General features: G+C 69.8%; 13 protein-coding genes. 8 read left to right on the top strand and 5 right to left on the bottom strand.

The window, feature by feature from the left end; translation table 11 throughout:
• Positions 1-90: 90 nt before the first annotated feature.
• Both AB0N02_RS15035 and AB0N02_RS15030 read left to right on the top strand, forming a co-directional pair.
• Entirely contained in the window at positions 91-708 is a 618-nt protein-coding gene (locus AB0N02_RS15035; RefSeq protein WP_363946075.1) for a type IV toxin-antitoxin system AbiEi family antitoxin domain-containing protein, read from the top strand.
• Positions 705-1,622, top strand: coding sequence for a nucleotidyl transferase AbiEii/AbiGii toxin family protein (locus AB0N02_RS15030; RefSeq protein ID WP_363946073.1), 918 nt, complete (start codon positions 705-707; stop codon positions 1,620-1,622). Before AB0N02_RS15035 ends, AB0N02_RS15030 begins: the two co-directional genes overlap by 4 nt.
• Here the strand turns inward: AB0N02_RS15030 and AB0N02_RS15025 are convergent.
• The 3 genes from AB0N02_RS15025 to AB0N02_RS15015 are packed head-to-tail and all read right to left on the bottom strand — an operon-like array spanning position 1,619 to position 2,880.
• Positions 1,619-1,831, bottom strand: coding sequence for a DUF397 domain-containing protein (locus AB0N02_RS15025; RefSeq protein WP_363946071.1), 213 nt, complete (start codon positions 1,829-1,831; stop codon positions 1,619-1,621). The two genes, AB0N02_RS15030 and AB0N02_RS15025, sit on opposite strands and share 4 nt — an antisense overlap.
• A gap of 18 nt (positions 1,832-1,849) precedes the next feature.
• Entirely contained in the window at positions 1,850-2,065 is a 216-nt protein-coding gene (locus AB0N02_RS15020) for a DUF397 domain-containing protein (RefSeq protein ID WP_363946069.1), read from the bottom strand.
• Positions 2,053-2,880 carry a helix-turn-helix transcriptional regulator gene (locus tag AB0N02_RS15015; RefSeq protein ID WP_363946068.1) on the bottom strand — a complete coding sequence of 276 codons (828 nt, stop codon included), beginning with the start codon at positions 2,878-2,880 and terminating at the stop codon, positions 2,053-2,055. The genes AB0N02_RS15020 and AB0N02_RS15015 overlap by 13 nt, the downstream gene beginning before the upstream one ends.
• 152 nt (positions 2,881-3,032) lie before the next feature.
• Here AB0N02_RS15015 and AB0N02_RS15010 point away from each other — a divergent pair, with 152 nt between their 5' ends.
• The 3 genes from AB0N02_RS15010 (at position 3,033) to AB0N02_RS15000 (ending at position 5,602) form a co-directional block, all read left to right on the top strand.
• Positions 3,033-3,482, top strand: a complete 450-nt coding sequence (locus tag AB0N02_RS15010; RefSeq protein WP_363946066.1) for an ATP-binding protein — start codon at positions 3,033-3,035, stop codon at positions 3,480-3,482.
• Positions 3,483-3,821: 339 nt separating this feature from the next.
• Positions 3,822-4,739, top strand: coding sequence for an alpha/beta hydrolase (locus AB0N02_RS15005; RefSeq protein ID WP_363946064.1), 918 nt, complete (start codon positions 3,822-3,824; stop codon positions 4,737-4,739).
• 23 nt (positions 4,740-4,762) lie between these two features.
• Positions 4,763-5,602 carry an alpha/beta hydrolase gene (locus tag AB0N02_RS15000; protein ID WP_363946062.1) on the top strand — a complete coding sequence of 280 codons (840 nt, stop codon included), beginning with the start codon at positions 4,763-4,765 and terminating at the stop codon, positions 5,600-5,602.
• A gap of 314 nt (positions 5,603-5,916) precedes the next feature.
• Here AB0N02_RS15000 and AB0N02_RS14995 read toward each other — a convergent pair whose 3' ends face one another.
• A complete protein-coding gene (locus AB0N02_RS14995) occupies positions 5,917-7,224 on the bottom strand; it encodes a helix-turn-helix domain-containing protein (RefSeq protein ID WP_363946061.1) in 1,308 nt (435 codons plus the stop codon).
• Positions 7,225-7,325: 101 nt separating this feature from the next.
• Here AB0N02_RS14995 and AB0N02_RS14990 point away from each other — a divergent pair, with 101 nt between their 5' ends.
• Both AB0N02_RS14990 and AB0N02_RS14985 read left to right on the top strand, forming a co-directional pair.
• Positions 7,326-10,019, top strand: coding sequence for an AAA family ATPase (locus AB0N02_RS14990; RefSeq protein ID WP_363946060.1), 2,694 nt, complete (start codon positions 7,326-7,328; stop codon positions 10,017-10,019).
• 382 nt (positions 10,020-10,401) lie between these two features.
• A complete protein-coding gene (locus AB0N02_RS14985; protein WP_363946058.1) occupies positions 10,402-10,728 on the top strand; it encodes a hypothetical protein in 327 nt (108 codons plus the stop codon).
• A gap of 436 nt (positions 10,729-11,164) precedes the next feature.
• On the opposite strand, the gene AB0N02_RS14980 is transcribed toward AB0N02_RS14985, so the two are convergent.
• Complete coding sequence (locus AB0N02_RS14980; RefSeq protein WP_363946056.1) at positions 11,165-12,052, bottom strand: glycoside hydrolase family 19 protein; 888 nt, start codon at positions 12,050-12,052, stop codon at positions 11,165-11,167.
• Between the two features lie 457 nt (positions 12,053-12,509).
• Here AB0N02_RS14980 and AB0N02_RS14975 point away from each other — a divergent pair, with 457 nt between their 5' ends.
• Positions 12,510-13,286, top strand: coding sequence for a DUF2267 domain-containing protein (locus tag AB0N02_RS14975; RefSeq protein WP_363946055.1), 777 nt, complete (start codon positions 12,510-12,512; stop codon positions 13,284-13,286).
• The last annotated feature ends 9 nt before the right edge of the window (positions 13,287-13,295 follow it).

The following is a 13,295-nucleotide window of genomic DNA, read 5'->3' as shown; positions in this document are numbered from 1 at the left end:
CCGAATAACTACGGCTAACTTTTAGTTTCGTGTCGTCGTATTGCATGGAACTAAAAGTAGGTTGTAGCTATGCGTTGCGAGGATGGATGTATGCCGACCGATCGGGATCAATGGCCCCGAAGCGTACGCCGTGACAGGCTCTGGGAGCTCGCCGCAGCTCAGAGGGGATATTTCACCGCCGCGCAGGCTGTCCAGGTGGGATACTCCCACCAGGCCCAGCGCTTCCACGCCCAGCGAGGAAACTGGAGGCGCGTCGATCGAGGGCTCTACCGGCTGCGCGAGTTCTCCGTGCTGCCGGGCGAAGAGCATGACTCTCACGTCCGCTGGTGGCTCTGGAGCAAGGGACAGGCGGTGGTTTCGCACGTCAGCGCGCTGGCCGTACACGATCTCGGCGTCGCGAACCCGGCGGAGATCCACCTGACGGTCGCCCCCGGGTTCCGGCGGCGAGACGAGAGGGTCGTACTGCACCGTGCCGAGCTTCGGCCAGAGGAGGTTGAGGGTCGTGAGGGCTTCAGAGTCACCACACCTCTTCGGGCGATCGTCGAATCCGCTGCCGACGCGGTGGACCAAGACATGATCGACTCCGCTGTCGCCGAACTACTGGATCGTGGAGAGGCCACTCGCGGCCAGCTCGCCCAAGCCGCTCAACGCCTGGGGAGTCGTGCGGAGCTGAGTGTCGAGCGCGCACTGAGAGCGAAGGGGACATGACCCGGTACGGCAGTGCCGTCTCCATGCGTCAAGCTCTTGAGGCCAGGCTCAGGGATCAGGCCGACACGAGTGGTACCGACCTCGGCAGGCTCCGTCGCAGGGTTCTCTTCGAGCGAGTGATGGCTCGCCTGTCCGCGCTCCGGCCCGGACGCTGGGTTCTCAAAGGGGGCGCGGCGATGGAGTTTCGGTTGCTGGACCGTGCCAGGAGCACCAAGGATCTCGACCTGGCGATCCGATCGGGTGATCTTGACGGTGATACTTTGCGCGAGGAACTGATCGAGACGCTCGGTCCGGATCTCGACGGGGACAACTTCGTCTTCCGGGTCGCCCCGCCTTCCGGACTGCAGTCGGACGGTGCGGGGCGTCCGGCTTACCGGTTCGGCGTCGAGGCGCGGCTCGCGGGTAAGCAGTTCGCCGCCTTCCGGCTGGATGCCGTACTGCGTCCCGAGGAAATCGCCGAAACCCACCAGATCAGGTTGCCCGGAGCGCTTTCCTTCGCTGAAGTGCCCGTTCGTAGTGTCGAGGCGGTGCATCCGCGTCAGCACTTCGCGGAGAAGCTGCACGCGCTGACCAAGAGCTACGGGGACCGGCCGAACACGCGGGTGAAGGATCTCGTCGATCTGGTCCTGCTGATCGAGGCCGGACTGGTTCCCGGTGGAGAACTCGTCGAAGTCTGCCGGCATGTTTTCACGGTGAGAGACGAACACGATCTCCCCGGAGAGATCGTCGCTCCGCCGCCGCGCTGGGAGGAGGAATATCCCGTTCTGGCGCGGGGGCTGACCGCTGCTCCGGCTGATTTGGCGGTTGCCCTCACGATCGTGCGCGATTTCTGGAGGCGATCTGTCGCGGCCTACGAGGAGGGGTCTGCTGGAGGGGCGGAGAGCCCTCCTCGTGGCAGCGGACACGTTGCCTAGTCGAAGTCGCCGTTCTTGATGCCGTCGACGAAGGTGTGCCATTTGGCGGGGGTGAGGATCAGTGCGGGGGCGGTGGGGTTCTTGCTGTCCCGGACGCCTCGGCGTCCGCCGGGCAGTCTGGCGACCTCAACGCAGTTTCCGCCGTCGGGGCCCGACAGGGTGGATTTACGCCATACGGCTGTGTCGAGTTCTGTGAACGACTCGTCCATCCGGGGTCCTTTCCCTGGTCAGCCGTCGAATTCGCCGTTCTTCACGCCCGTGACGAAGGTGTTCCAGGCGGTGGAAGTGAAGATCAGTGCCGGTCCGGAGATGTTCTTGCTGTCGCGGACGCCTCGGTTACCGCTGGACAGCATGGCGACTTCGACGCAGTCGCCGCCGTCGCTTCCGGACAGGGTGGACTTGCGCCACGTGGCCGTGTCGATTTCTCGCATCAGCTCATCCATTTCTGTGCCGCTTCCTTGATCAGCTCTAGTGATTCGCGCTGTGATGCCGCCTCGGCGCGGATTCCCTCGTATCTGAACGTGAGAGCGCTGACGTCTTCCGGGCGCTCCGTCACCCTCCCCAGAAGTCCGGCGGATTCGACGTATGCCGTGTCGGCCATCCCTTGAGTCTGCGCTATGACGAACCCTCCGAGAAGACCCGGCGTGGAACGTGCGCTGAAAGGGAGGACCTGAATGGTGATCCGGGGTGCTTGGGCAAGCTCGATGAGATGCTCAAGCTGCGCCGACATGACGGCGGGGCTTTCGATGGGGCGGTGCAGGATTCCCTCGTCGAGAACCGCCCAGAACATGGGAGGGGTGACGCGTGTGAGAAGGTTCTGCCGCTCCATGCGAGCGGTCACCTGCTTCTCCACTTCCTCGGGTCCTGCTCCGGGTTCGCCGCTGAGAATGGCCCTGGCGTAGTCCTCGGTCTGGAAGAGGCCGGGAACCATCAGCGGTTGCCAAATACGTAGAGCGTCCGCCGTGGCCTCGACGTCGAGCCACGGTCTGAACCACATGGGCGCCGCCGAGTGGCTGACCATCGGCCACAGTCGCAGCAGTGCCCCGTCCGCCTCCAGTGCCTCGTCGCAGAACCTGGCGAACTCCTCCGTCGGCGCCCGCTGCGCCGTCTCGATGGTGCTGATCGTCCCCACGGAGTAGGGGATGTGCTTGGCCAGCTGGAGCTGGGACCAGCCTCGGGCCTTGCGGAGTCGTCGCAGCTCGAAGCCGAAGAGGGCGGTCGGGGAGTCGGACGGGTAGAGCTCACTTTCCTTTGGCATCGGGACCTCCGGGGGAGCCTTTCATAAGCCTTTCAGAAGGGTTTCCCTGAAACGCTTAATGACTGCACGAAGTCAATTGACTACTTAAGGTAGCCGAAGCTTGGCATGGTGGGGAGGGCCGGTCAAGGTCGAGTTTTCGGGTGGGTGAAGCCGTGAAGTCAGTGGGTGTGGAGCCGAGGGTGCTCGGGGAGGTCGGTCTGGCCGGGGTCCGCGAGTCCGTTTCGCGGGCGCGGGCCGAGGTGCGTGGCTGGCTCGGGGAGGCCCATCCCGCGATCGACGACGTCGTGCTGGCCGTCTCGGAACTGGTGACGAACGCGATCGTGCACTCCGACGTGAAGCCGGGTGACTCCATCCGTCTCACCGTCACGGAGGGAGAGGAGTTCGTCGGAGTCGAGGTGGCGGATCCGGGGTCGGTGTTCTCCGGGCCCCATGTCCGCAAGGAGGAGAACGCCGAGGACGGTCGCGGCCTGCTGATCGTCCGGGAGATCTCACTGGCGTGGGGGGTCCGCGAGCGGTGTTGCGGGCCGGGCCGTACGGTCTGGTGCGCCATCGCGATCCCCCCGCCTCCCGCAGACCCGTCCGTTCCCGGGCCGCTCGAATAGGGGACGGACGTGGCCCCGGAGACCACGTGCCGGTGGTCCCGGGGCCGGGCGGCTCCGTCCTCTCTTTGGAGGGGGGAGGGGCGGAGCCGCCGTCACCCGTCCGGCCGGGCACTTCCCCGTGGCCCGGCCGGATCGGTCCCCCGGCTAGGCATGTCTTCCGCCGGGGGCCGACCTCCGCCGGACGCCTTCTGTCCGGTCAGTCCCATGCACGGCCCGTTTCCTTCATGTTTCGGCGGCATTTTTAGTTCTGCCCATGGTTCTGCCTCGCGTGTCGCGTGGATGATTGCTTCGATGGCTGTGCCGGGCACAGCAGCCCGCCGCAGCCCCCCAGGAGCGAGCATGTCCAAGCCTGTTCTGGAACCCGCCGCCCAGGCCTTCGCCGAGGCCACCGCCGCGCCGCCGTATCTGTTCCAGCTTCCCGTCGAGGACGGACGCAAAGCCGTGGACGAGGCGCAGTCGCCGGAGATCGAGGTGCCCGGCACCACCCGCGAGAGAGTGGAGAACCTGACCGTCTTCCGCCCGGCCGACGCCGTCGGGCCGCTGCCGGTCATCGTCTACATCCACGGCGCCGGCTGGGTGTTCGGCAACGATCACACCCACGGGCGGCTGGCCCGTGAGCTGGCCAAGGGGGTGGGCGCGGCGGTGGTGTTCGTCAACTACGACCGCTCGCCGGAGGCCCGTTACCCGGCCGCGATCGAGCAGAACCTCGCGGCCGCCCGCTGGGTGGTGGAGCATGGCGCGGCCTTCGAGCTGGACGCGAGCAGGATGGCGGTGGCCGGGGACTCGGTCGGCGGCAACATGAGCGCCGCGCTGACCCTGCAGGTCAAGGGCGAGATCCCGCTGGCCGCGCAGGTGTTGTTCTACCCGGTGACCGACGCGAGCTTCGACACCGGTTCCTACCACGAGTTCGCCGAGGGTTACTTCCTGCGCCGCGACGGCATGCAGTGGTTCTGGGACCAGTACACCACCGGCGAGGCCGCACGGAACGAGATCACCGCCTCGCCGCTGCGCGCGAGCCTGGACGAGCTCGCGGGCCTGCCCCCGGCGCTGGTCATCACCGCCGAGGCCGACGTCCTGCGCGACGAGGGCGAGGCGTACGCGGCCCGGCTGCGGGAGGCCGGGGTACCTGTCGTGGCCGTGCGCTACCAGGGGATCATCCACGACTTCGTCATGCTCAACGCGCTGCGCGGCACCCACGCCGCCGAGGCCGCCATCAACCAGGCCATCGCGTTCCTGTCCGCCCACCTGTCCCGCTGACCCGGCCAAAGAGGGAGTCCCCCATGTCCATCGAGCACGACATCACGCTGATCGAGCAGGCCAACGCCACCGGCAAGACCCCGGTCGTCTTCGTGCACGGCCTGTGGCTGCTGCCCTCCAGCTGGGACAGCTGGGCGCAGGTGTTCGCGGAGGCCGGGTTCGCCCCGGTCCAGCCGGGCTGGCCCGACGACCCCGACACGGTCGCCGAGGCCAAGGCCCACCCGGAGGTGTTCGCGCACAAGACCGTGGGCCAGGTCGCCGACCACTTCGCCGACCTGATCGGCAAGCTGGAGCGCAAGCCGGTGATCGTCGGTCACTCCTTCGGCGGGCTGCTCACCCAGATCCTGGCCGGGCGCGGGCTGGCCTGCGCTTCGGTGGCGATCGATCCGGCACCGTTCCAGGGGGTGTTGCCGCTGCCGTTCTCCTCGCTGCGCGCCGCCGCGCCGGTGCTCACCAACCCGGCCAACATCCACCGGGCCGTCCCGCTCACCTACGAGCAGTTCCGCTACGCCTTCGCCAACGCCGTCAGCGAGGAGGAGGCGCACGAGCTGTATGAGAAGTTCTCGGTGCCGGCTCCGGGGGCGCCGCTGTTCCAGGCGGCGGTGGCCAACTTCAACCCGTGGAGCGAGACCAAGGTCGACAGCACCGCCGAGAACCGCGGCCCGTTGTTGATCATCTCCGGGGAGAAGGACCACACCGTGCCGTGGGCGATCGCCAACGCCTCCTACAAGAAGCAGGCGCACAACGAGCACCACGTCACCGAGATCATCGAGATGCCGGGGCGCGGACACTCGCTGACCATCGACAACGGCTGGCGTGAGGTGTGCGGCACCGCCCTGACCTTCGTCCAGCGGTTCGTCTGACGGCCCGGGCCCACCCCTGGAAGGGCCCTTTCCGCGATCCGCGGACTCCTGACCGCGTCCTCGGCCGCTGTCCTGCTCACTCTCGGCCCCGGCCGGCGCCGCCACATCGGCCCCGGCCGGCGGCGCCAAGCCGGCCGTCGTGCCGGTGCACGGCTTTGCCCGATGTCCGCCTCGGCGATCGTCGTGGCGCTCAACGCCCGGACACCGCGCCGCGTCAGAGGAGCGCCTGGCGGCCGAGCAGTCGTGCGGCGCCACGGTCGAGGTCCTCAAGATCCTCCAGCGGCGCCGCCTGTTCCCCTTCCAGCAGGCGTTTCTCACTGTTGAACGCCCTCCAGCAGCCAGGCCTCCATCCGGCGACGTGCCACGCGCTGCTCCTCGATCGGCTCCTGCTCCGACAACCGCGCCCGCGCGTACAGCCGGACCAGGTCGTGGAAGCGGTAGCGGCCGACGTACGGCGACTGCAGCAAGCCCAGCTCGACCAGCTCCTCCAGTGCGTCCTCGGCCTCGAACAGGTCCAGCTCCGCCACGACGGCGGTCAGCGGCACCCCGAAGTCCGGGGCGGCCGCCAACGCCAGGCGGCGGAAGGTACGCTGCGCGCGGAGCGACAACTGGCGGTAGGACAGCGAGAAGGTGGCGGCCACGGCCTGGTCACCGGCCGACAACGCCTCCAGCCGCCGTTCCTCGTCCTGCAACCGCCCGGCCAACTGCCCCGGGCTCCAGCCGGGGCGGCTCTGCAGCCGGTTGCCCGCGATCCGCACCGCCAGCGGCAGGTGCCCGCACAGGCGCGCCACCTCGGCCAGGCCGTTCCGGTCGGCCTGTGCCCGCCCGCCGCCGACGATCGCCTCCAGCAGCCCGGTCGCCTCCGCCCCGGACAGCTGGGCGAGCGGAATCTGCCGTACCCCCTCCAGCCCGGCCAGCGAACGGCGGCTGGTGATCAGAGTCATCCCCGGACCGCCGGACGGCAGCAAAGGCCGCACCTGCGCCTCGTGCGCCGCGTTGTCCAGCACGATCAGACAGCGCCGCTCGCGCAGCAGCGCCCGGTACTGCCCCGCCCGCTCCTGCTCGTCGGCGGGGATTCGCCGCTCCGGCACCCCCAGCGCCTTCAGCAGCCGGGCCAGCGCGCTCGACGGGTCCAGCGGCACCGGATCCATGCCGCGCAGATCCACATGGAAACGCCCCTCGGGGAAGCCGGCCGCCAGCCGTTCCGCCGCGTGCACGGCCAGCGCCGTCTTGCCCATACCGCCCGCACCGGAGATCGTCGCCACCACCGCGGTCCCGGCGCTTCGCGCTGAGGCGGCGAGCCGGGCCAGCAGGTCGAGCTCGGCGGTGCGGCCGGCGAAGTCGCCGACGCCGCGCGGCGGCTCGCACAGGCCACGGGCCGGAGCGGGGGATCGGGGGCGTCCCGCTCTGGCCGCTTCGGCCAGCTCGGCGGCCTCCTCCAGGGTCAGGCGGAGGGCGTCGGCCAAGGCCTGCACGGTCCGGCGTTGCGGGCCGAGGCTGGTGCCGCGCTCCATGTCGCCGATCGCGCGGACGCTCACACCGGAGGTGTGCGACAGCTCCTCGATCGTCAGTTTCACACGGTGCCGAAAGCTCCGCAGCAGCACACCAAAGGTCTCCCTCACGCTGGAAAGCTAGGGCGAAGCGGGCATCGGGCGGCATCCGAAGGTTGACGTAGATCTGCGACAATTCACCAGAAATCAGCGCACGAACGGGGAGCCCGCCGATGATCGCCCTGTTCGGGCGCGAGCACGAGACCGCCCACCTCAACGGGCTCATCGACGCCATCGGGGAGCGGGGCGGGACGCTGCTCGTGCGGGGCGCGGCGGGCATCGGCAAGTCCGCGCTGCTGGCGGTGGCGGCCGAGCACGCCAGGACCACCGGCGTGGCGGTGTTGCGCGCGGCCGGTGTGCAGAGCGAGACGCACCTGCCCTTCGCCGCGCTGCACCAGCTGGTCCAGCCGCTGCTCGGCGCCGTCGACGACCTGCCGCCGCTGCAGCGGGCCGCGCTGCGGGGCGCGTTCGGGCTGGATGAGGCGGCCGGTCCCGAGCCGTTCGTCATCGCGCTGGCCGTCCTCAACCTGCTGGGCGAGGCGGCGGCCCACCGCCCCCTGCTGGCCGTGGTGGATGACGCCCAGTGGCTGGACCGGCCCTCCGCGGAGGTCCTGGCCTTCGTCGCCCGACGACTGCACTCCGAGCCGATCGTGTTGTTCATGGCGGTCCGGGACGGTTATCCCACGATCTTCGACGACAGCGGCCTGCCCGGGCTCACCCTCGCAGTGCTGGCCTCCACCGCGGCACAGGCGCTCCTGGAGGCCCGGGCTCCCGGACTCGGCCTCGGCATGCGCTGGCGGGTGCTGGCCGAGGCGGTGGGCAACCCGCTGGCTCTGGTGGAGCTGCCGCAGGCCGCGGCCCTCACGCCACACCCCGGATTCCTTCCGCTCACGGCGCGCCTGGAGCGGGCTTTCGCCGCCCGGCTGGCCGAGATCCCGGAGCAGACACGCACGTTGCTGCTGGCCGCGGCGGCCAACGACGGCCCCGATCTGGCCGAGGCGCTGGCCGCGGCCGGCATCGTGACCGGCGCCGCGCTGGACCCGGCGGACCTGGCGCCCGCCGCGGAGGCCGGGCTGGTCGAGCCCCATGTGCAGGCTGTGCGTTTTCGCCACCCGCTGGTTCGCTCCGCCATCTACCAGAAGGCAGGGCCGGCCGGCCGCCAGGCGATCCACGCCGCCCTCGCCCGGGTCTTCGCCCATGATGAGGATCGCCGCGCCTGGCACCGCGCCGCCGCCCTGGGACGTCAGGACGAGTCCGTCGCCGCCGATCTGGAACAGGCCGCCGTCCGCGCACGCCGCCGCGGCGCCCTGTCGGTGGCGGTCACCGCGCTGCGCCGCGCGGCCGAGGTGAGCGAACAGCCCGCCGTCCGCGCCGAGCGCCTGCTGCGGGCCGCCGAGCTCGCCTTCGAACTCGGGCACGGCGGCCAGGTCGGCGAGCTGCTGACTCTCATCGAGTCGCCACTACTCGGCGAGCCTCAGCAAGCGCGGCTCGCCTGGCTGAACGAGGTGCTGGAAGAAGGGCGTAACGAGGGACCGGACCGGGTGCGACGGCTGATCGCGACCGCTGAGGCCTGCCGTACCGTCGGTGACCGCGCGCTGGCCCTCAACGTGGTCCGGGCCGCCGCCGTCCGCTGTTGGTGGAGCGACCCCGGCTGGGAACTGCGGCAACGCGTCGTGGCCGCAGGCCGGGGCCTGGCCGGTGGTGACGACGATCCGGAAATGATCATGATCGCGGCCACCGCCGTGCCGATCGAGTACGGCCCGGCCATCCTGGACCGGCTGGTCAAGCTCCGCGAACAGCCTGTTGACGGTACCGGGGCCCGGATGCTGGGCGTGGCCGCGACCACGGTGGGCGCCTTCGACCTGGGCAGCGGCTTCCTGAACGCGGCGATCGCCCGGCTCCGCGCCGAGGGCAGGCTGGGCCTGCTGGCCCAGGCCCTGTCCTCCGGAGTGTGGTGCCAGATTTTCTGCGGAGACTGGGCGGGCGCGTCGATGCAGGCCGAGGAGGCCGAACGGCTGGCCCGCGAGACCCACCAGCCGCGCTGGCAGTCGTCCGCCCTGGCCGGGCTGGCGCTGCTGGCCGGGCTGCGCGGGCAGCCCGCCCGGGGCGCTGCCCTGGCCGCCGAGGGCGAGCGGGTCCTGGGAGGCCTGGCCATCAGCGCGAACGTGGCGCTCCTGCAACACGCCAAGGGTGTGCTCGCGCTGAGCTCCGGCCAGCACGAGGAGGCCTTCGGCTACCTGTGGCGGATCTTCGACCGCGGCGACCCCGCCCACCACCCGATCTGGCGCCAATGGGTGCTCAGCGAACTGGCCGAGTCCGCCGTCACCGACGCACAACGCCAGGCAGTGCGTCATGTGCTGACCGAGCTGCGAGCGGTCGCCGCCCGGACCCGCTCACCCCTGCTTCAGGTGGGCATCCGGCACGCGCACGCGCTGCTCACCGACGACGAAGCCGGTTATCACGACGCGCTGGAGGCCGACCTGGCCCCCTGGCCGATGGCGCGGGGCCGCGCGCTGCTGGCCCACGGGGCCTGGTTGCGCCGCCGGCGCCGCATCCTGGAGGCCAGGGTGTCGTTGCGCACAGCCCGCGACACCTTCGACGCGCTCGGTTTCACGGCCTGGGGGGAGCGGGCCAGACAGGAGCTGCGAGCGGCGGGCGAGGCCGGAGGCGAGCGGTCGGCCTCCTCCATCGAGGCGTTCACCCCGCAGGAACTGCACATCGCCCGCTTGGCCGCGGAGGGACTGTCCAACCGCGAGATCGCCCAGCAGCTGTATCTGTCGCACCGGACGGTGAGCACCCACCTGTACCGTGCCTTCCGCAAGCTTGGAATCACTTCTCGCGGTCAACTACGCGATCACCTCCGGTGAGTCCGTGTGGCGGCGAATGATCACGCTCGCGGATCCGAGACATCGATCCGCCTCGCGCGGGTGGGGCGGAATGCCGCGGCCGGGTGTTACGGCCGGGTGAGGAAGCGTCGCGGCTCCGGAAGGTCTGCGAGGCCGGGCGCCCCGCCGCTTTGTCGCGGCGGTGGTGAACTCCCGCCCGGGCATCGTCACGGCCGCGCCGAGGAGACGCGACATTCGGGTATTGCATAGGAAAGTTTCCTATATAAGACTCCCTCTTAGATGCCCCTGCCTGCTGTTGTTCGTCCCGCTATCGGTGGCGGACCGTTGAGGTCGAATGGTCCTGCGGGAGTTGCCGGCTCTTCCGGAAACGGAAGGCAGAACCCGTTCCCCTTTGGAGACAGTCATGTCCCGACGTGTTCTCACGTTGTTCTCCGGCGCGGTCCTGGCCGTGACCGCGGTGCTCACCGCGGCCTCTCCCGCCCAGGCTCAGATCATCGAGGCCGGCGAGAGCCCGATCAGCACCGGCGAGTACTGCGCGGCCAAGGTCGATTCCGCCTCGGGCGTCGGCCTCTTCGAGCGCGGCTCCCTCAGGTGCTACGACTGGAACCTCACGTTCAAGGGCACCGGAGACCCCTACGAGGCCTGCCGGTTCAGGCGTCCGGACCGGGTGGTCGTGGGCGTCAAGGAGGGGTTGCCGTCCCACTACCTCATCTGCCTGCTCCAGGTCTGAGCGCGACGCGATCGTCGCGGGGGGCCTCCCGGTCCGGCACTCGGTTTGCCGGGCGGCCCCGCCGAGGGATCGGGAAAGCCGTGAAACCGTACCGCGGTCGGCGGATCGGTGTGCGGACGGCGGCGGTCCTCGACGGGAAAAACACGCGGGCGGTGATCGCGGCGGAGTGAAAAAAGAAAAGGAAATGGAAAAACAATGCCTCCCCGAAAAAGGGGAGGGGCGCCGTGGGGAGGCGTGGAGAAGCCGTGGGGCGGTGTGGGGAAACGGTGGGATGACGCGGGAAAAGTGAAACCGGGAGACGGGGAAAAGATGGAGGAAAAGGGGCGGCCGGTGGGCCGCCCCTTTCCGTCACGTCGTGACGTCGCCGGTTTTCACGGTGTCGTGGCGTCGCCGGGCGGGGGCACGGGTCGCCGTGTGGCCGGCGACCCGGCTCCGGTCAGCAGCTCAGGTTGTCGCCGGGGTCGACCCCGAGGATCCGGGCGAACCTCTGGTAGGCGTCGATGCGGCTCTGCACCTGCCGGGGGTTGCCGCCGTTGCACTCCAGTGCGCCGTTGATGCTGCGGATCGTCTCGCCGAAGCCGTGGCCGTCGACCATCGCGGTGTGCGGGGTCATCGTGCCGGGGCCGTTCTGGGTCATCCAGTACCAGATGCCGGTCATCCAGGCCACGGAGGCCTCGGTCTGCACCAGGTTGGGGTTGTTGAGCAGGTCGATGCCCAGGGCGTCGCCCGCCGCCTTGTAGTTGTAGTTCCAGCTCAGCTGGATCGGGCCACGGCCGTAGTAGGACGAGATGCCCGCCGGGCAGCCGAACGGCTGGTCGCGGTCACAGTAGTGGGGGTAGTTCGCGGTGTTCACCTCCACGATGTAGAACAGGCCGCCGGTCTCGTGGTTGATGTTGGCGAGGAAGGCCGCCGCCTCCTGCTTCTTGACGGTGTCACTGCCGGTGCCCGCGAAGGCGGGGTAGGCGCTCAGCGCCGTGACCAGGCCGTTGTAGGTGTAGAAGGGGTTCCGCTTCGGGAACATCTCGTTGAACTGCGCCTCGGTGACGACGAAGTTGCCCTCGCTCGCCTCGCAGGCTCCCTGGTCCGTCCAGATGCCGGAGGGGCCGTCGGGGACGTTGTTCCGCGTCCACCACTTCGCCCGCCAGTTGTGCCCGTTGTAGGAGGCGACCAGGCCACCGGCGTACGCCTTGGCCGCGCTCCACTCGCTCGCGCAGATCGGAGCGGCGGCGGAGGACGCGGAGGCGGGGGACGCCAGGGGGACGGTGGCCAGCACACCCGCGACCGCCATCGCGGAAAGGGAGGCCATGAGGCGGTTTCTCAACATTCTTCACTTCCTTGTGCGACGGAAAACGAACATGAAAACTGCAGAGACCGCCCCCGGGGCGGACGGTTACACCGCGAGCGGAACTCCAACGGAGATCGCTGTCGCGGGATTGACGACAATCAACCGGAATTCGATTTGTGGCGTCAATAGGTAAGGCGCAAAGTTCCGCATAGTGCGCACGGGCCGCCCTCGGCGGGGGAGCGGGGAACGTTCGCGCGCCGACGGTCCGGTGGCCGGGGGAGACGGCCGGAGCGGTCGTCCGCCCTCCGGGCCGTCCGCCGTTCGCCGTCCGGCCTCCTCCGGCCGCCCGCTCTACTCTGTGCTGTTTTGTTCTGCTTTGTGCCGCTCTACGCCGAGTTGACCGGGGCCATTGGTGGCCGATTCGGGAATCGGGGTAGCTGACCAGAAGGAGACCGGAGCGCATGCGTTGCCCTACGAGCCGGGTGAGGAGCGAGCCGTGGAATACGAGGAGTTCATTGACACTCTGAAGCAGTACGCCGATCTCGGCACCGAGGAGGCGGAGCGCGCGGCGCGCGCGACGCTCGAGACGCTGGGGGAGCGGCTTTCCACGAGCGAGGGCAGAGGCGTCCTCCAGCGGCTGCCCGCACGCGCGAAACCCTGGATCCAGCCGGAGCGGGACCCGGAGCCCTTCGACGTGGACGAGTTCCTGCGCCGGGTGGCCGAGCGCGAGGAGGTGGACGTCGAGGTGGCCGCGCGGCACGCCCGGGAGGTCTTCTGGGTGCTCGGGGAGGTGGTGGAACCCGAGGCGGTCGCCGACATGGCGGCCTGCCTGCCCGAGGACTTCGACTCCCTGATCGTGGAGGCCCAGCGGCGCGGCATCCAGCTCATGCCGGCGGAGGAGTTCCTCGCCCGGGTCGCCAACCGGGCGGGGCTGGACGCGGCGGGCGCCCACCGCGCCACGGAGGCGGTGCTGGAGACGCTCGCCGAACGCGTCGCCGGAGGGCAGGCCGAGAACCTGATCCGGGAGCTGGCGGTCCCGCTCCACGAGCCGCTGAAGCGAGGGACGGTCGAGGGGATCCGGAGTGCCGCGCGGACGTCGCTGGACGACTTCCTGGGACGCGTGGCCGAGCGGCAGGGCGTGAGCCGGGAGGAGGGGCGAAGGCACGCCCAGGCCGTCTTCACCACGCTGCGCGAGGCGATCACGGAGAAGGGGTTCCTCGACGTCATGCTCGGACTTCCCGAGGAGTACCGGGCGCTACTGACCGCCCCCTGACTCCCCTGC

Origin of the sequence: Streptosporangium sp. NPDC051022, from assembly GCF_040683035.1 — a bacterium.
Classification (GTDB): Bacteria; Actinomycetota; Actinomycetes; order Streptosporangiales; family Streptosporangiaceae; genus Streptosporangium.
The sequence above is the reverse complement of the archived record's forward strand: the minus strand, read 5'-3'. Positions and strand labels throughout refer to the sequence as shown.

Excerpts from the sequence above, each read along its gene's own strand:
- AB0N02_RS15035 (WP_363946075.1), top strand. The coding sequence starts at position 91 with ATGCCGACCGATCGGGATCAATGGCCCCGAAGCGTACGCCGTGACAGG.
- AB0N02_RS15030 (WP_363946073.1), top strand. The coding sequence starts at position 705 with ATGACCCGGTACGGCAGTGCCGTCTCCATGCGTCAAGCTCTTGAGGCC.
- AB0N02_RS15025 (WP_363946071.1), bottom strand. The coding sequence starts at position 1,831 with ATGGACGAGTCGTTCACAGAACTCGACACAGCCGTATGGCGTAAATCC.
- AB0N02_RS15020 (WP_363946069.1), bottom strand. The coding sequence starts at position 2,065 with ATGGATGAGCTGATGCGAGAAATCGACACGGCCACGTGGCGCAAGTCC.
- AB0N02_RS15015 (WP_363946068.1), bottom strand. The coding sequence starts at position 2,880 with ATGCCAAAGGAAAGTGAGCTCTACCCGTCCGACTCCCCGACCGCCCTC.
- AB0N02_RS15005 (WP_363946064.1), top strand. The coding sequence starts at position 3,822 with ATGTCCAAGCCTGTTCTGGAACCCGCCGCCCAGGCCTTCGCCGAGGCC.
- AB0N02_RS15000 (WP_363946062.1), top strand. The coding sequence starts at position 4,763 with ATGTCCATCGAGCACGACATCACGCTGATCGAGCAGGCCAACGCCACC.
- AB0N02_RS14990 (WP_363946060.1), top strand. The coding sequence starts at position 7,326 with ATGATCGCCCTGTTCGGGCGCGAGCACGAGACCGCCCACCTCAACGGG.
- AB0N02_RS14985 (WP_363946058.1), top strand. The coding sequence starts at position 10,402 with ATGTCCCGACGTGTTCTCACGTTGTTCTCCGGCGCGGTCCTGGCCGTG.
- AB0N02_RS14980 (WP_363946056.1), bottom strand. The coding sequence starts at position 12,052 with ATGTTGAGAAACCGCCTCATGGCCTCCCTTTCCGCGATGGCGGTCGCG.